We start from the raw sequence: 17159 nt of genomic DNA on the forward strand, positions 1-17159 counted from the left end.
TTATTAGAGCGTGCTATTTTTTTCTAGATAATCCAAAAAATCTTTTTCCTTAGTGTCAGTTAAAAAACATAATTCCTTTACAATATTATTTCTAAGGTCAATAAAATCACTAATTTGAGTATTTTCATTAGTGTATTCAAGAGACTTTATAATAAGTAGTAAATCTCTTTTTGATAAAGAGTTGATAGATACTTTTTCAATTAATTCCATAAAAAACTTCCTTTCCTCACATTACTTGAAATTAATAAATTAATTATATAGATATTATTAAAACTTTACATATACTATTTTAACCTATAAGGGGTACAAAAAGACAGTATAATCTTAAAAAGAGGTGAGAAATATTTGAAAATTTTATTAACAACATTAAATTCTAAGTTTATTCATACAAATTTAGCTATAAGATATCTAAAAGAATTTGTAAGAGATTTGATAGAAGTTGATATGAAAGAATATACGATAAATAATGATTTGGACTATATTTTGAAGGATATATACAAAAACGAGTATGATATAATATTATTCTCCACATATATTTGGAATGTGGGAGATATAGTTAAGCTTTGTGATAATCTAAAAAAAATTAGACCTAATACTAAAATAGCTTTGGGCGGACCAGAAGTTAGTTATGATAGCTATGAGGCGATGAAAAAGTATGACTTTGTGGACTATATACTTTATGGAGAAGGAGAATTAATTTTTAAAGACTTAATACTTCACTTACAAGGTGAAAAAAACATAAACGATGTAAATGGACTTGTATATAGACAAGGCAATGAGATAATAGTGAATAAACCAATGGAATTACTTAAAAACTTGGACGAGATTCCTAGTCCTTATGAGAATTTAAATCCAAAGGAATATGAAAATAGAATAGTGTATTATGAATCATCAAGAGGTTGTCCATTTAACTGTCAGTACTGCTTATCATCTACTATTCCAGGTCTAAGATATTTTAGTTTAGATAGGATAAAGAGTGATTTAAAAGCTTTAATAGATGCAAAGGTATCACAGATAAAATTTATTGACAGAACATTTAATGCAAATAAAAAAGTGGCTATGGAAATTATGGATTTTCTTATGAAAAATGATAATGGATATACTACTTATCATTTTGAAGTTACAGCGTATTTGATAGATGATAAGATGCTTGAATTTTTAGCTGATTGTAAAGAAGGTCTTTTTCAGTTTGAAATAGGTGTACAATCGACAAATGAAAAAACACTTGATGCAGTAGGTAGAAGGGATGATTTTAAAAAGTTGTCTCATGTTGTGCAGACTGTAGCATCTTATAGAAATATACATCAGCACTTAGACTTAATTGCAGGGCTTCCTTATGAAGATTATAAGAGTTTTGAGAATTCCTTTAATGATGTATTTAATTTAGGTATAGAGCATCTACAATTAGGTTTTTTAAAGATGATTAAAGGTACAGGCATGAGAAAAGTGGCAGACGAGCATGGTTTTAAATATAAAGATTATGCTCCATATGAATTTTTATATAATAATTATATAAGTTATGAGGAAACATTGAAACTAAAGGATATAGAAGATATATTGGAGAGATATTATAATTCTAAAAACTTTGTGTTGTCTATGAGATATATTATAGGCAAGTTTTATAAACAAAGTCCTTTTAAATTCTTTGAGACTTTTGCCAAGTATTTTGATGAAAATGGATATTTTGATTTGGCACAAGGAAAGAATCAACTTTACAAAATATTGATGGATTTCTATAATGAAAAAATAAATATAGATAATAATGTATTCAATGATATATTAAAGTATGACTATATATCACTGGGTAAAACATCGAATATACCACAGTTTTTTAATAAGTTAGATGTGGATGATTTTAAGAATAGATGCCATGTATTTTTACAGGATAATGATAATTTATCAACATATTTACCTAGTTTTGTTGATAAGCCAGCTAAACATATAATAAAATATGTTCATTTTGAGCCATTTAAATTCAATGTTGTGGATTTAAAAAATGATATAAATACAGAAATAAGAGAAGAAGAAAATGTAGTCTTATTTGAATATGATGATAAAAAAATATTTGAGAAATCTAAAACTCATAAAGTAGAGATTTAAATATTTAGGAGGAGAAAATGGATTTTAAAATAGAAAAATATTTGCTGAAAAAGGCAGAGGAACTAGCTTTTATTACTATAAAGCATGGTGGAGAGTTTAAATTAAAGAGCTATGATGTGCCAAAAGATGGATTAGATGTACCTATAAAAAATGAGGTATTGGTAAAAGGAATAAAAGAAAAGACTGCCCAAGATAAGTTAAATTCAATGTCTATAGCAGATGCTATGATATATATAATTGGGATAGATAGTAAATTTAAAAACAATGGAGAATATGAAAAGTTTTTAAATGCTTTAGCTAAAGATATTAATCTGGATTTGAAGGCATATATGGGATATATGTCAAGAAAATACTTTGAGATTGGTGAGCATACAGATTCTTTAATATATATAAAAGCATTTATAACAATGTATCCAGATGATTTAGATGCAATGTATAATTATGCAATTGTTTGCCAAGAGATAGCAAAACAGTATCAAAAAGACATGGATGAGAAGGCAATGAATGCATTTTTACTTGAAGCAATGGCCAAGCTTGAAAAGATAATTGGTGTTGATGAGAATTTTGCATTAGGTTATTATCACTTAGGCTACCATTACTATAATCAAGGTCAATATCTAAAGACCAAGCTAACTTGGGAAGATGCGTTAAGACTGGGGCTAGATGCTGATTTAGTAGCTGAGATACAAGATAATCTAGGAAAGATGGACTTTAAAGTTCAATACGAAGAAGGATATACGCTTGTATTCCAAGGCAAATTTAAAGAAGGATTAGAGAAACTACTTCCATTAGAAGAAGAACATATGGATTGGTGGAACTTGTTGTTCATGATAGCTCTTGGATATAAGGGTATGGGCGAGATAGAACAGGCTGAGATGTATTTGGAGAAGATATTGATAATAAAGCCTAAGCAAGTGGATGCTATAGTGGAATTAGGGCTTTGTGAGGCTTATAAAAATAATTTAGATAAAGCAATAGAATATTTTGAACAGGCTGCTAAGATAAAGGAAGACCCAGAGATACTTTGTAATTTAGGTATGGCTTATTTAAATAATGGTGATATTGATGATGCAACTTATTATATAGAAAGAGCTTATGAATTGAATCCACAAGATGAGATTACAATTGCTTGTTTAAAAGAGCTTGGAATAAATAAGTAAGTATATTGTTAAGTTGTATTTAATTTTATTGGTTAGGCGGTATAACATTTATCATGTTATACCGTTTTTTATTTTTTACTTATTTTTCTTCAGATGAGTTCAACATGATATAAGAAAAGTCTTTTTGTATTTGAAGTAAAAATTTTTCAGCTGCTTTTGAAAATATTTGATGTTTTTTCCATATGATATTTAATTTAGCTTCTAAAGGGGGAGATAGAGGTCTAAAGCAAAGATTACTATTTTCTGTAGTATTAATGAGTCTATCTAAACATAAAGCATAACCTAATCCCTCTTCTACCAGAAGAGAAGCATTATAAACTAAATTATATGTAGCAACAATATTTAGCTTTTCAGTACTATATTCAAGCCATTTAGAAATTGCTTTATCAACTAGTGTCTGTCTTGAAATAATAAGTGGTATATTACATAAATCTTTTGGATTTATCGTATTTTGTGAAGCAAGGATACTGTCTTTACGCATTAGTAACCCCCAAACATCAGTAGCAGGAATTTGTGTATAATCATACTTCTGTATGTTTGCAGGTTCAATTAAAATCCCAAAGTCAAGAAGTCCTTTGTCTAATTTTTCAGTTACATCATCAGCATTTCCGCTAAAAATGTGGTATCTTACATTAGGGTATTTTTGATGAAAATGATGTGCAGCTCTAGCTATAAGTCGCATAGCTTCAGTTTCTCCACCACCTATATATATATCACCACTAATAATTTCATTGGGATTGTCAAATTCCAATTCTACTTTATCAACTAATGATATAATTTCCTCTGCTCTTTTATGTAAAAGTCTACCTTCATTCGTTAAGGAAACTTTTCTATTTCCTCGAACTAATAATTTGACTCCCAACTCTTCTTCAAGTTCTATAATCTGTCTAGAAAGTGTTGGCTGTGTTATATGTAAAAAGGTTGCTGCACCAGATATACTTTCCTCTCTTGCAATTGCTAAAAAATATCTTAATACTCTTAATTCCATAGTTAATCCTCCTTTACTAACTTATTTATTAATATAATTATATCAACTTTTATGCTTTTTACGTATATTTAAGTATTTAATATAGGTATTTGATATAGGAGAAGTTGTATATTACACTAAAAGAAGTAATCATATTACTTATAAAGTTAAATAAACTAATTTTTATTGAAATGTTATTTAGAAAATACAAATAAATTAAAGTTTATATTGAAAGGATGTATAAAATGAATATCAATGAATTTTTAACGCATGTCAATCAAAGAAAACCTGTTTCTAGTGAATCAGAAATACATGAATTTATGGTTAAGTTAAGTAATGAGGCAATGAAAATAACAAGTAAGTTAAATTCTTCTTATCATGAACCAGAAGAAGTGCGTAGTTTGTTTTCTGAGTTAATTGGTAAGAAAGTAGATGAATCATTTTTTATGTTTCCACCATTCTATACAGATTGTGGAAAAAATATTACTATAGGAAAGAATGTTTTTATAAACAGCAGTTGTCATTTTCAAGACCAAGGTGGTATTGAGATTGGAGATAATACACAAATTGGTCATAATGTGGTATTAGCTACACTTAACCATGGTATTGCACCAGAGAAACGTAGTACAACTTATCCTTCTCCAATTATAATAGGAAAAAATGTATGGATTGGTGCTAATGTAACTATTGTTTCTGGAGTTACTATTGGTGATAATGCAATTATTGCTGCTGGAGCAGTTGTAACCAAAAATGTTGCAGAAAATACTATTGTAGGCGGTGTTCCTGCAAAGATTTTAAGCGTTATTGATTAAATCGCAGAATAAAATATTAAACTATCTTTTAGTTATACAAATTTTTTATAACATAAAAAATAAATTGAGAAAAGGTATAGCAAATATGGTATTATTTAGTTAAATATATATAAGGGAGGGGTTACTTTTGATAAAAAAATTAGATGATATTTTAGAGCAACTTAAAGGAGGAGAGAAAATAGTTCTCTCTGTGGCAGCAGCTCATGACAAAGAGGTTTTGATGGCAATAAAGGATGCTGTAGAAAGAAATATAATTACTCCTATATTAGTTGGAAATGAAGCAAAAATAAGAGAAATATCAAAAGAAATAGGATTTGATTTAAATGGTATCAAAATAGTGGATAAGGATGATATCAAAGACTGTGCAGAAATAGCAGTTAAATTAGTATCAAGTAAAGAAGCTGATTTTGTAATGAAAGGATTGTTAGATACATCAGTTATCTTAAAAGAAGTGTTAAACAAAGACTATGGTCTTAGAACTGATAGTTTATTAAGTCATGTTATGGTATATGAGCTAGAAAAATACCATAAATTACTTATAACTACAGATGGAGGAATGAACATAGCACCTGATTATGAACAAAAGGCAAAAATATTAAAAAATTCAATAAAAGCTGCAAAAGCTTTAGGTATGGAAACTGTAAAAGTTGCATGCTTAGCAGCTAAAGAAAAAGTAAATCCTAAGATGCAGGCTACTGTAGATGCAGATATGTTAGCAAAAGCTTGTAAAGAAGGAGAGTTTGGAGACAATGTAATCGTAGAAGGACCTTTAGCTTTTGATTTAGCTGTTTCAAAAGAAGCTAGTGAAATAAAAGGATTTAAGAGTGAAGTATCTGGTGATGTAGATATTATGTTGGTTCCAACAATAGAGGTTGGTAATGGAATAGGGAAAGCCTTTACATATATGGCAGACTCTAAATCAGCAGGTATAATTATGGGCGCAAAAGCTCCTATAGTTTTAGTATCAAGAGCCGATTCACATGAATCTAAATTATATTCTATTGCATATGGTGCTATTGTGGCTAAGAGTATGAAATAAAATCAAGAGTATGAAATAAATGAATAAAAATAGAAAAAGCAGTCAAAATGTCTAAATTAATGCGATATTAAAAAAATTTTATATAAAAAATAATTATAGCTTCAAATGAATATATACAAATGTTCAATTTGAAGCTATAATTAATATTAAAGTAGGAAAAATGAAAAAATTCAAAAAAATTAGTCCAAAAAATGCTATTCTAAGAAGTTTTTACTAATTAAGTTTAGGGAGTAAAAATCTGTAACAAGTCCAAAAAGTAATGAAAAATAATAAATACACAATCAATATATAAAAACAAAAAATGACTAGAAATAATTCAAACTTGATTTAAAAAAAATCAAAACGTAATTTAATTAAACTAAAGTATCAAAAAATAGGTTTAGGTATTAAAAAATAGCCTAAAACAGGCAGTAAAATTAACTTAAATTAGGTACCAAAAATTAAATTTTTATGTATTATCTAATTTTGTTAAAAAAATATTTAAATCTAAAGCAAAGTACTGAAAATTAGTATATAATCAACTTAGAAAGCATTTATTTTATTATTTTATGACATGAAGTCAGTCACCTGGGGGATTTTAAAAATCAAAAAAAGGGGATAGGAATATGGATGAAAAAATGTTAACAATTGATTTAAACAGCCAGAAGATGATAGCAAAAGCTAGAGAAGAAGGCGTAGAAACAATGTATGATAGAAAAGAAGGCTTTAAGGCACAATGTGGTTTTGGTCTTCAAGGTGTTTGTTGTAGAATATGTGGAATGGGACCATGTAGAATAAGTCCAAAGACTCCAAGAGGGTTATGTGGAGCAGATGAACACACTATAGTAGGTAGAAACTTTGCAAGAATGGTTGCTGGTGGGACAGCTGCCCATTCAGACCATGCTAGAGATATAGCACATACATTAGCATTAGCTGATCCAAATGGAAACTATAAAATAAGAGATGAAGCTAAGTTAATAACTTTAGCTAAAGAATGGGATGTAGAAACAGAAGGTAGAGATATCTATGATGTAGCACATGAAGTGGCAGAAATTGCATTAATGGAATTTGGAAAACCTTTTGGGACATTAAGATTTATAAAAAATGCGCCAGAGCCAAGACAAAAAATATGGAAAGAATATGCTATAGAACCAAGAGCTATAGATAGAGAAATTGCAACAATAATGCACTCTACTCATATAGGATGTACTGGTGATATAGACAGTTTAATACACATGAGTCTTAGAACTTCTATGGCTGATGGTTGGGGTGGTTCTATGATAGGTACTCGTCTAAGCGATATCTTATTTGGAACTCCAGTGCCAAGAAGAACAGAGGCTAACTTAGCAGTATTAGAAGAAAATAAAGTTAACATAATATTGCATGGACATGAGCCAGCATTATCAGAAATGATAGTTTTAGCTTCAGAAGAGCCAGACTTAGTAGCTTTAGCTAAAGAGGTTGGAGCAGATGGAATAAACTTAGCTGGTATGTGTTGTACAGGTAATGAGATTACAATGAGACATGGTGTAAGAATAGCAGGAGACTTCCATCAACAAGAACTTGCAATAATAACTGGAGCAGTTGAAGCTGTAATAGTTGACGTTCAATGTATATTCCCTGCATTAGCTAGAGTTGCAGATTGTTACCATACTAAATTTGTAACAACTTCTCCAAAAGCTAAAATAACAGGTTCAACTTATATTGAATTTAGAGAAGAACAAGCACTTGATGATGCTAAAGCAATAGTTAAAGAAGCTATTTTAAACTTTAAAAATAGAGATAAATCAAAAGTACTTATACCTGAATTAAAATCAGGAGCAACAGTTGGGTATAGTGTAGAAGCAGTAGTAAACCAATTAGATAGAGTTGTAAACTCTCATATAGACCCAGCAGGAACAGTTAAGCCATTAACAGACTGTTTAAAATCTGGAGTATTAAGAGGAGCAGCTGGTGTAGTTGGATGTAACAATGCTAAAGGAGTTTCAAATGAGGCTCATGTAACAATAATGAAAGAATTAATCAAAAATGACATAATAGTAGTTACTACAGGATGTGGTGCTTCAGCAGCAGCTAAATTTGGTTTAATGGAAACTGATGCAGCTGAAAAATATGCAGGTAAAGGTCTTGCAACTGTCTGTAAATTAGTAGGAATCCCACCAGTACTACATATGGGTTCTTGCGTTGATATAAGCCGTATACTAGATTTAGTTGGAGCAGCAGCTAATTACTTAGATATGGATATGTGTGACCTTCCAGTTGTAGGTATAGCTCCAGAGTGGATGTCAGAAAAAGCAGTTGCTATAGGATGTTATGTTGTGGCTTCTGGTATAGATACTTATCTAGGAATAATGCCTCCAATAACTGGTTCTTCAAGAGCAGTAGATATCTTAACTAGTGAATTAAAAGATAAAGTTGGTGCAACATTTACTGTAAACACAAATCCAAAAGAATTAGCAGCTACAATAATAGAAGATATAGAGAAGAAACGTGTTCACTTTGAAGCATTAGTTGAAGAAAAAATGGCAGAAAAAGCTGAAGCTTAAGAAATAAAAAAATCATAGAAAAAACGATTTTATAAACAAGTTTATGGTTGAATAAAGTCAAATATTAAAGTAAAGAGTATCAAAATACAATGAATATACTGAATAAATAAAATATAAACAATATAATGAAGAATAATAAAACTATACATGCTGCTTTGAAAAGCTAGTAAGGTAAATGTAATTGGTTCCTGTAAGAACTAGCTGTAGTTTATTTTTAGTGTATAAAAAAATAATTAACTATAAAAATTGACTACATAAAAAGCAAATAGAAATAAAGGTGGTAAGGATTATGAAGATAGCAATAACAGGTAAAGGTGGAGTAGGTAAAACGACTTTTTCTTCAATGCTCTCTAGGATGTTTGCTGAAGACGGATACAGAGTTGTTGCTGTTGACGCCGACCCGGATGCTAATTTAGCTTTAGCACTAGGTTTTCCAAAAGAAGTATATGAATCAATAGTACCTATATCAGAAATGAAGAAATTAGTTTCAGATAGAACAGCTGCTTCTGTAGGTTCATTTGGAAAAATGTTTAAGATGAATCCTAAAGTGGACGATATCCCTGAAAATTTCTGTAAAGAATATAATGGAGTAAGATTACTTACATTAGGAACAGTAGATTCTGGTGGCACTGGATGTGTATGTCCAGAGCATGTTCTTTTAAAAAGATTATGTTCACATTTAATACTACAAAATAAAGATGTAGTTGTTATGGATATGGAAGCAGGAATTGAACATTTAGGAAGAGGAACAGCCCAAGGAGTAGATGCTTTTATAGTAGTTGTAGAACCAGGAGAAAGAAGTCTGCAAACATATAGAAAAGTAAAAAAACTTGGACATGATATAGGAGTAAATAAGGTATTTGTTGTAGGAAATAAAATTAGGAATAAAGAAGATGAAGAATTTATAATCAAAAACTTAGAAGATGGAGAATCTTTAGGATTTATTTATTATAATCAAGATGTTATAGACTCTGATAGAGCTAATCAATCTCCATATGATTCTAGTGAAACAACAAAAGCACAAATTAAAGCAATAAAAGATAAATTAATGTCATTTAAAGATAAATAGAATTTTGATTTGGGATTTTAGGTTGGTTAAAGGTTAGACATAGGTAATAGATAGGTAATAAATAAGTAATTAGATAAATAACTAGCTATTAAGTTTGAATATTTTAATAGCTTAGTAGCTAGTTTTTAAGCAATTTTACATGTATAATTATCTTATAAAATATAATTTTTACATATTAATACAATTTTTAGAAAAAATTATATTTTAAATCTATTTAGGTTGTGGGAGGAGATTCAGTTATGGGATTTAAATCTGATATTGAAATAGCTCAAGAAGCTAAACCTCAAGATATTAGAGAGGTTGCAAAAAAATTAGGACTAGGTGAAGATGATGTAGAACTTTATGGTAAATATAAAGCCAAAGTTGACTACAATCTACTAAAAAGAGACACTGGTAAAAAAGCTAAGTTAATATTAACTACAGCTATAAACCCAACTCCAGCAGGTGAAGGAAAAACTACTACTACTATAGGTGTTGCTGATGCATTTGCTAAGTTAGACAAAAATGTACTAGTTGCTTTAAGAGAACCATCTCTAGGACCAGTATTTGGTGTTAAAGGTGGAGCAGCTGGTGGAGGATATGCACAAGTTGTTCCTATGGAAGATATAAACTTACACTTCACAGGCGATTTCCATGCTATAGGAGCTGCTAATAACCTTTTAGCTGCTATGCTTGATAACCATATTCACCAAGGAAATGCTCTTAGAATAGACCCTAAGAAAATAACTTGGAGAAGATGTGTAGACATGAACGATAGACAACTTAGAAATATCGTTGATGGTATGGGTAAAAAAGGTGATGGAGCAGTTAGACAAGACGGATTTGATATAACTGTTGCTTCTGAGATAATGGCAGCATTCTGTTTGGCAAGTGATATATCTGACTTAAAAGAAAGATTAGGAAACATAATAGTTGGATATAGCTACGAGGGTGACCCTGTAACAGCTAGACAATTAAAAGCTAATGGTGCAATGGCTGCATTATTAAAAGATGCTTTAAAACCAAACTTAGTTCAAACTCTTGAAGGAACACCATCATTTGTACACGGTGGACCATTCGCAAATATAGCTCATGGATGTAACTCTGTTATAGCTACAAGAATGGCTATGCACTTTGCTGATTATGTAATAACTGAAGCTGGATTCGGTGCTGACCTTGGAGCAGAAAAATTCTTAGATATAAAATGTAGAATGGCAAACTTAAAACCAGATGCTGTTATAATAGTTGCTACTGTAAGAGCATTAAAATACAATGGTGGAGTTGCTAAAGCAGACTTAAATAACGAAAACCTAGAAGCTCTTGAAAAAGGACTTCCAAACTTATTAAAACATGTTGAAAATATAACTCAAGTATATGGATTACCAGCAGTTGTTGCAATAAACAGATTCCCACTTGACACTGAAGCTGAACTTAAACTTGTTGAAGACAAGTGTAAAGAATTAGGTGTAAATGTTGCTCTTTCTGAAGTATGGGCAAAAGGTGGAGAAGGTGGAGTTGCAGTAGCTAAAGAAGTTTTAAGATTATTAGATGAAGAAGAAAATAACTTTAGATTCTGCTATGAAGATGATTTATCTATAAAAGACAAGATAAATGCTATAGCTACTAAGATTTATGGAGCAGATGGTGTAGATTATACTCCAGAAGCTGATAAAGAAATAGCTAACTTAGAAAAACTTGGATTTACTAAGGTTCCAGTATGTATGGCTAAGACTCAGTATTCTTTAACTGATGACCAAACTAAATTAGGTAGACCAACAGGATTTAGAATAACTGTAAGACAAGCAGCAATTTCAGCAGGAGCTGGATTTATAGTTGCACTTACTGGAGAAATCATGAAGATGCCAGGATTACCAAAAGTTCCAGCAGCAGAAAAAATAGATGTTGATGAAAACGGAGTAATAGCTGGATTATTCTAAGCACATTAATTTATAAATAAAGAGTAGGAAATATCTTAAAATAGCTCGAATAATTTGAGATATTTTCCTACATCCTTTCAAGGAGGATTATAATGAAAATAGCAGATAAAACTTGTGTTGATTTTGTAGAAGTACTATCTTCTAAAGAAGCAGTACCAGGTGGCGGTGGAGCAGCTGCACTAGTTGGTGCAATTGGTATGGCCCTAGGTAGTATGGTCTGTAATCTTACAATAGGAAAGAAAAAGTATGCTGAGTATGAAGAAAGTGTAAAAGAGATATTAAGTAAAGCTGGAAAACTAGAAAAAGATTTATTAAAAATGATAGATGATGATGCAGAATGTTTCTTACCATTATCGAAAGCTTATGGGCTTCCTAAAGAAACAGAAGAAGAAAAAAGAATAAAAGCAGAAACAATGGAAAAAGCACTTAAAGTTGCTTGTGAAGTACCATTAAATATAGTAAGAGTTTGCTATGAAGCTATTAAGTTACATGAAGATTTAGTTGATAAAGGTTCAAGACTTGCTATAAGCGATGTTGGTGTAGGAGTTCAATGTTTAAGAGCTGCTATACTTGGTGGACAATTAAATGTAGTTATAAATATAAATTCTATACAAGATAAAGAATATGTTAATAAGGTAAAAACAGAGGTAGATAAATTAGTTGAAGAAGGCGTAAAGACTTGTGATGAAGTTTATGCTAAAGTTGAAAAAGCTCTTGGAAAATAATTTTTAAATGACGAAAGTAAATACTATGTTGTTAATATGTGGTATATAGAATAAATGAATTTAAGTTTGCTTGTAGGGGAGTTGTGAATATATGGAAGGAATGTCAACTAAAGGACAAATTATAAAAGGAAAACCTGTAGCTGATAAAATTAGTGAAGAGTTAATAAAAGAAGTTGAGTTATTAGTTAAAGAAGGTATAAGTCCTAAACTAACAATAGTTAGAGTTGGAGCAAGAAGTGACGATTTATCATACGAAAGAGGCGCACTAAAAAGATGTCAAAACATTGGTATAACAACAGAAGTGTTAGAGTTAGCTGAAGATATAACTCAAGAAGAATACATTGATGTATTAAAGAGAGTTAATGATGACAAAAATGTTAATGGTATATTATGTTTTAGACCTCTTCCAAAACACTTAAATGAAGAAGTTATAAAATATGTTATTGCACCAGAAAAAGATGTAGACTGTTTTAGTCCAATAAACTCTGCTAAAGTCATGGAAGGTGATAAGAGTGGATTCCCACCATGTACTCCTACAGCAGTAGTGGAAATATTAAAACATTATAATGTTGATTTAAAAGGAAGTAAGGTAACAGTTCTTGGAAGATCAATGGTTGTTGGGAAGCCAGTATCAATGCTTTTATTAAGTGAACATGCAACTGTTACAATATGTCACTCAAAGACTAAAAATTTATCAGGTGTAGCAGCAGACGCGGATGTATTAATAGCAGCTATTGGTAGAGCTAAGATGGTTGATGAAACTTTTGTTAAAGATGGGGCAGTAGTTATAGACGTTGGTATAAATGTTGATGAAGAAGGAAATTTATGTGGAGATGTTGATACAAATGCAGTTTTAGATAAAGTATCAATGATAACTCCAGTTCCAGCGGGGGTTGGTTCAGTTACAACATCTATACTTGCAAAACATGTAGTTAAAGCTTGTAAATTACAAAATAATAAATAGATATATATAAGTGGAAGGTTTAGGGGGGAAGTAGATATGATAATTTCTGAAAATAAACCATTAGAAGAAGTACTAGGGTACTTAAAGAATTTTGACAAGCTAGTTTTAGTTGGTTGTAATCAATGTGCAGCAACTTGTAAAAGTGGTGGAGAAGAAGAAGTTTTAAAAATGAAAGAAACTCTTGAAGGCGAAGGCAAAAAAATCTTAGGATATGTAATGCTTGACCCTGCTTGTAACCTTTTAAAGTCTAAAAAGGATTTAAAGGCTCTAAAAGAGGAGACTAAAGAAGCTGATGCAGTTTTATCTTTAGCATGTGGAGATGGTACACAGACAATAGTTAAGAACCTAAAAGATAAGCCAGTTTATCCAGCAAACAATACTTTGTTCATAGGGGAAGTACAAAGGGTTGGAGAATATGAAGAAGCTTGTAAAGCTTGTGGAGACTGTGAACTTGGTTGGACAGGTGGGATATGTCCAGTAACTATGTGTGCTAAAGGTCTTATGAATGGAGCTTGTGGTGGAGCTAAAAATGGTAAGTGTGAAGTAAATGCAGAGAATGATTGTGCTTGGATAAAGATATATGAAAGATTAGAAGCTATAGGACAATTAGGCAACTTAGCAGAAATAAGACCACCAAAAGACTACTCTAAGCAAAATAATCCAAGAAGTTTAAGTGCAAAGAAAAAGAAAGAAGCAGCAGCAAATTCATAAAAGTTTTTTTTAGAAGGTTAAAAGGGGGATTAGAGATGAGCTTATTAAGAGAAACATTAGAAAGTGGAAAATTTGCAGTTACTACTGAGATGGCTCCTCCAAAAGGGACTGACCTTTCACATTTAATAGAATGTGCAAAGCCATTAGTTGGAAGGGTTCATGCAGCAAATGTAACAGACTTTCAATCAGCAGTTATGAGAGCAACTTCTCTTGCTACATGTAAATTACTAAAAGATGCTGGATTAGAGCCAGTTATTCAAATAACAGGGAGAGATAGAAATAGGATAGCTATACAAGGAGAAATGTTGTCAGCAGGTGTATTTGGGATAAACAATCTGTTGGCACTAACAGGAGACCATACTAGCGTAGGAGACCATCCACAAGCTAAAGGAGTCTTTGATTTAGATTCTGTTGGGATACTTCAAACTGCTGAGACTTTAATGGCAGGTACGGACATGGCTGGTAATAAATTAAAAGGTTCTCCAGATTTTTATTTAGGAGCATCAGTAACTCCAGAATATTCTCCAATAGAAGTTCAATTATTAAAAATGCAAAAGAAAATAAAAGCGGGGGCTAAATTTTTCCAAACTCAAGCACTTTATGACATAAATACAATGAGAAAGTTTAGAGAATTAACAAGGGATATGGATTGCAAGGTATTAGCAGGGATAGTACCTTTGAAATCACCAGGAATGGCCAAATTTATGACTGCAAATGTACCAGGAATATTTGTTCCAGATGAACAAATCGAAAGATTAAGAGCAGTTGGAAAAGAAAACTGGGTAAGCGAAGGAATAAAAATGGCAGGAGAACTTATCAAACAATTAAAAGAAGAAGATTTATGTGATGGTGTTCATATAATGGCAATTGGGGCAGAAGAGAACATACCTGCTATACTAGATGCCGCAGGTTTATAGTATTTTAATATTGTAGATTATATAAGGTTTGGGGGAATTAAGGATGAAGATAGTAGTAGTAGGTGGTGGACCAGGTGGATATGTAGCAGCTATAAAAGCTTCTATGCTTGGTGCAGAGGTAACAGTTATTGAAAAAAGAAGAGTTGGAGGAACTTGCTTAAATGCAGGATGTATACCAACTAAAGCACTTCTTGCTTCTTCTGGAGTATTAAACACTGTAAGAGAAGCAAAAGATTTTGGTATAGAAATAGATGGAACAGTTACACCAAACTTCACTGCCATAATGGAAAGAAAAAATAAAGTTGTAAATCAATTAATAAGTGGGATAGAATTCCTATTTGAAAAAAGAGGCGTGAAACTAGTTAATGGTTTTGGAAAATTGATTGATAAGAATACTATAGAAGTAACAAAAGAAGATGGAACAGTAGAAACTATAAAAGCTGACAAGATAATACTAGCAAATGGTTCTGTTCCAGTTGTACCAAGAATGTTCCCATATGATGGAAAAATAGTAATAACTAGTGATGAAGTTCTTGGACTTGAAGAGATACCTGAGTCTATGTTAATAGTAGGTGGTGGAGTTATAGGATGTGAGATAGGGCAGTTCTTTAGAGCCTTAGGAACAGAAGTAACTATAGTTGAGATGGTTGACCAAATACTATTAAATGAAGATAAAGATGTAGCTAAACAACTACTTAGACAATTTAAGAAAGATAAGATTAAAGTTATCACAGGTATTGGAGTACAAACTTGTGAAGTAGTTGATGGTAAAGCTGTTGCAACTCTTTCTAATGGAAAGGTTATAGAAGCACAATATGCACTAGTATGTGTTGGTAGAAGACCTAACCTTGATAATTCTGGAGTAGAAGATATAGGAATTGAAATGGAAAGAGGAAAAGTAGTAGTTAATGAGCATCTTGAAACTAATGTAGAAGGTATATACGCAATAGGAGATATAATAGATACTCCTTTCTTAGCACATGTTGCTTCTAAAGAAGGTATCGTAGCAGTTGAAAATGCTTTAGGTAAGACTAAGGTAGTAGATTACAGAGCAATTCCAAGATGTGTTTATACAGAGCCTGAAGTTGCTGGTGTTGGAAAAACTGAAAAACAACTTGAAGCTGAAGGTGTAGAATACAATGTAGGTCAATTTGACTTTAGAGGTCTTGGAAAAGCACAAGCTATAGGACATTTCCAAGGATTTGTAAAGATTATAGCTGATAAAGAAACAGATAAAATAATAGGTGCAGCAGTAGTAGGACCTCATGCTACAGATTTATTAACAGAGTTATCACTAGCTGTTCATCTAGGATTAACAGTAGAACAAGTAGGGGATGCAATACATCCACATCCAAGTTTATCAGAAGGACTAATGGAAGCTCTTCATGATGTACATGGTGAATGTGTTCATTCTGTACCTAAATTATAATACGTAAACAGAGTACATAAGGCTCTGTGGCTGATTTAAGGGGGAAGTCTTAAAATGGGATACAATATAGCTGTTGCAGGAAAAGGTGGAACTGGTAAAACAAGTCTCACAGGGCTTTTGATTGATTATTTGGTTAAGGACAATAAGGGACCAGTATTAGTTGTAGATGCTGATGCCAATGCTAATATAAATGAAGTATTAGGTATCGAAGTTGAAGCAACGATAGGAGAAATAAGAGAAGAAGTAAATCAAAGAGAAAAGTTAGGCAATGCATTCCCTGGTGGTATGACAAAAGCACAATATCTACAATTTAGATTGAACTCTATAATTGAAGAAGGCGAAGGATATGACTTATTAGTAATGGGTAGATCAGAAGGTGAAGGATGTTATTGTTTTGTAAATGGAATACTTAGAGAACAAGTAAACAAAATATCTGGTCATTACAAATACTTAGTCATGGACAACGAAGCTGGTATGGAACATCTAAGTAGAAAAGTCACTAGACATGTTGACACACTTTTATTGGTTAGTGATTGCTCAAGACGTAGCATACAAGCTGTTGCTAGAATAAGAGATTTAGCTGAGGAACTAAAGTTAAATGTTGGAAGAATACTTCTAATTGTAAATAAAGTTCCAAATGGGGTTATGAATGATGGTGTTAAAGAAGAAATTGAAAAACATAACCTAGAGTTAATCGGTGTTGTACCTATGGATGAATTGATATATGAATATGACTCTACAGGTATTCCTTTAGTTAATTTACCTGAAGATTCAAAATCTAAAGTGGCTATGAAAGAGATTTTTGCTAAATTAGAATTAAAATAG

At 31.4% G+C, this 17159-nt stretch carries 15 protein-coding genes; 13 read left to right on the forward strand and 2 right to left on the reverse strand.

Annotation, left to right across the window (positions count from 1 at the left end):
- Positions 1–3 precede the first annotated feature (3 nt).
- Positions 4–210, reverse strand: coding sequence for a hypothetical protein (locus tag ACTG45_RS04085; protein WP_003418305.1), 207 nt, complete (start codon positions 208–210; stop codon positions 4–6).
- Between the two features lie 135 nt (positions 211–345).
- Between ACTG45_RS04085 and ACTG45_RS04090 the strand changes: the two genes are divergently transcribed.
- Positions 346–2100: a B12-binding domain-containing radical SAM protein gene (locus ACTG45_RS04090; protein WP_479919892.1), complete on the forward strand. Its 1755-nt coding sequence runs from the start codon at positions 346–348 to the stop codon at positions 2098–2100.
- 17 nt (positions 2101–2117) lie between these two features.
- Positions 2118–3260 carry a tetratricopeptide repeat protein gene (locus ACTG45_RS04095; protein WP_021383467.1) on the forward strand — a complete coding sequence of 381 codons (1143 nt, stop codon included), beginning with the start codon at positions 2118–2120 and terminating at the stop codon, positions 3258–3260.
- A 79-nt stretch (positions 3261–3339) separates the two neighbouring features.
- On the opposite strand, the gene ACTG45_RS04100 is transcribed toward ACTG45_RS04095, so the two are convergent.
- Positions 3340–4248, reverse strand: a complete 909-nt coding sequence (locus tag ACTG45_RS04100) for a LysR family transcriptional regulator (RefSeq protein WP_021383500.1) — start codon at positions 4246–4248, stop codon at positions 3340–3342.
- Positions 4249–4472: 224 nt separating this feature from the next.
- On the opposite strand from ACTG45_RS04100, the gene ACTG45_RS04105 reads away from it, so the two are divergent.
- The 11 genes from ACTG45_RS04105 to ACTG45_RS04155 all read left to right on the forward strand — a co-directional run bounded on the left by ACTG45_RS04105 (position 4473) and on the right by ACTG45_RS04155 (position 17159).
- A complete protein-coding gene (locus tag ACTG45_RS04105) occupies positions 4473–5039 on the forward strand; it encodes a DapH/DapD/GlmU-related protein (RefSeq protein ID WP_021383465.1) in 567 nt (188 codons plus the stop codon).
- A gap of 127 nt (positions 5040–5166) precedes the next feature.
- Positions 5167–6078, forward strand: a complete 912-nt coding sequence (locus tag ACTG45_RS04110; protein ID WP_021383475.1) for a bifunctional enoyl-CoA hydratase/phosphate acetyltransferase — start codon at positions 5167–5169, stop codon at positions 6076–6078.
- 605 nt (positions 6079–6683) lie between these two features.
- Entirely contained in the window at positions 6684–8603 is a 1920-nt protein-coding gene (gene cooS / locus ACTG45_RS04115; RefSeq protein WP_021383498.1) for an anaerobic carbon-monoxide dehydrogenase catalytic subunit, read from the forward strand.
- Between the two features lie 289 nt (positions 8604–8892).
- Complete coding sequence (locus ACTG45_RS04120; protein ID WP_021383484.1) at positions 8893–9672, forward strand: ATP-binding protein; 780 nt, start codon at positions 8893–8895, stop codon at positions 9670–9672.
- A 239-nt stretch (positions 9673–9911) separates the two neighbouring features.
- Positions 9912–11588 (forward strand): formate--tetrahydrofolate ligase, encoded by a 1677-nt coding sequence (locus ACTG45_RS04125; protein ID WP_021383446.1) that lies wholly within the window; start codon positions 9912–9914, stop codon positions 11586–11588.
- Positions 11589–11680: 92 nt separating this feature from the next.
- A complete protein-coding gene (locus ACTG45_RS04130; protein WP_479919893.1) occupies positions 11681–12313 on the forward strand; it encodes a cyclodeaminase/cyclohydrolase family protein in 633 nt (210 codons plus the stop codon).
- A gap of 91 nt (positions 12314–12404) precedes the next feature.
- Positions 12405–13277, forward strand: a complete 873-nt coding sequence (locus ACTG45_RS04135; protein WP_021383453.1) for a bifunctional 5,10-methylenetetrahydrofolate dehydrogenase/5,10-methenyltetrahydrofolate cyclohydrolase — start codon at positions 12405–12407, stop codon at positions 13275–13277.
- A 36-nt stretch (positions 13278–13313) separates the two neighbouring features.
- Entirely contained in the window at positions 13314–13988 is a 675-nt protein-coding gene (locus ACTG45_RS04140) for a methylenetetrahydrofolate reductase C-terminal domain-containing protein (RefSeq protein WP_021383443.1), read from the forward strand.
- Between the two features lie 35 nt (positions 13989–14023).
- Positions 14024–14905 (forward strand): methylenetetrahydrofolate reductase, encoded by an 882-nt coding sequence (locus ACTG45_RS04145; protein WP_021383473.1) that lies wholly within the window; start codon positions 14024–14026, stop codon positions 14903–14905.
- Between the two features lie 43 nt (positions 14906–14948).
- Positions 14949–16334 (forward strand): dihydrolipoyl dehydrogenase, encoded by a 1386-nt coding sequence (gene lpdA / locus ACTG45_RS04150; protein ID WP_021383534.1) that lies wholly within the window; start codon positions 14949–14951, stop codon positions 16332–16334.
- A 54-nt stretch (positions 16335–16388) separates the two neighbouring features.
- Positions 16389–17159: a carbon monoxide dehydrogenase accessory protein CooC gene (locus tag ACTG45_RS04155; protein ID WP_021383511.1), complete on the forward strand. Its 771-nt coding sequence runs from the start codon at positions 16389–16391 to the stop codon at positions 17157–17159.

It is taken from the genome of Clostridioides sp. LIBA-7602, assembly GCF_056688945.1.

What these genes read in the sequence shown, in the direction of transcription:
- cooS (WP_021383498.1), top strand. Translation starts at nt 6,684, where the DNA reads ATGGATGAAAAAATGTTAACAATTGATTTAAACAGCCAGAAGATGATA.
- ACTG45_RS04125 (WP_021383446.1), top strand. Translation starts at nt 9,912, where the DNA reads ATGGGATTTAAATCTGATATTGAAATAGCTCAAGAAGCTAAACCTCAA.
- ACTG45_RS04085 (WP_003418305.1), bottom strand. Translation starts at nt 210, where the DNA reads ATGGAATTAATTGAAAAAGTATCTATCAACTCTTTATCAAAAAGAGAT.
- ACTG45_RS04135 (WP_021383453.1), top strand. Translation starts at nt 12,405, where the DNA reads ATGGAAGGAATGTCAACTAAAGGACAAATTATAAAAGGAAAACCTGTA.
- ACTG45_RS04145 (WP_021383473.1), top strand. Translation starts at nt 14,024, where the DNA reads ATGAGCTTATTAAGAGAAACATTAGAAAGTGGAAAATTTGCAGTTACT.
- ACTG45_RS04105 (WP_021383465.1), top strand. Translation starts at nt 4,473, where the DNA reads ATGAATATCAATGAATTTTTAACGCATGTCAATCAAAGAAAACCTGTT.
- ACTG45_RS04155 (WP_021383511.1), top strand. Translation starts at nt 16,389, where the DNA reads ATGGGATACAATATAGCTGTTGCAGGAAAAGGTGGAACTGGTAAAACA.
- ACTG45_RS04140 (WP_021383443.1), top strand. Translation starts at nt 13,314, where the DNA reads ATGATAATTTCTGAAAATAAACCATTAGAAGAAGTACTAGGGTACTTA.
- ACTG45_RS04130 (WP_479919893.1), top strand. Translation starts at nt 11,681, where the DNA reads ATGAAAATAGCAGATAAAACTTGTGTTGATTTTGTAGAAGTACTATCT.
- lpdA (WP_021383534.1), top strand. Translation starts at nt 14,949, where the DNA reads ATGAAGATAGTAGTAGTAGGTGGTGGACCAGGTGGATATGTAGCAGCT.
- ACTG45_RS04095 (WP_021383467.1), top strand. Translation starts at nt 2,118, where the DNA reads ATGGATTTTAAAATAGAAAAATATTTGCTGAAAAAGGCAGAGGAACTA.
- ACTG45_RS04120 (WP_021383484.1), top strand. Translation starts at nt 8,893, where the DNA reads ATGAAGATAGCAATAACAGGTAAAGGTGGAGTAGGTAAAACGACTTTT.
- ACTG45_RS04100 (WP_021383500.1), bottom strand. Translation starts at nt 4,248, where the DNA reads ATGGAATTAAGAGTATTAAGATATTTTTTAGCAATTGCAAGAGAGGAA.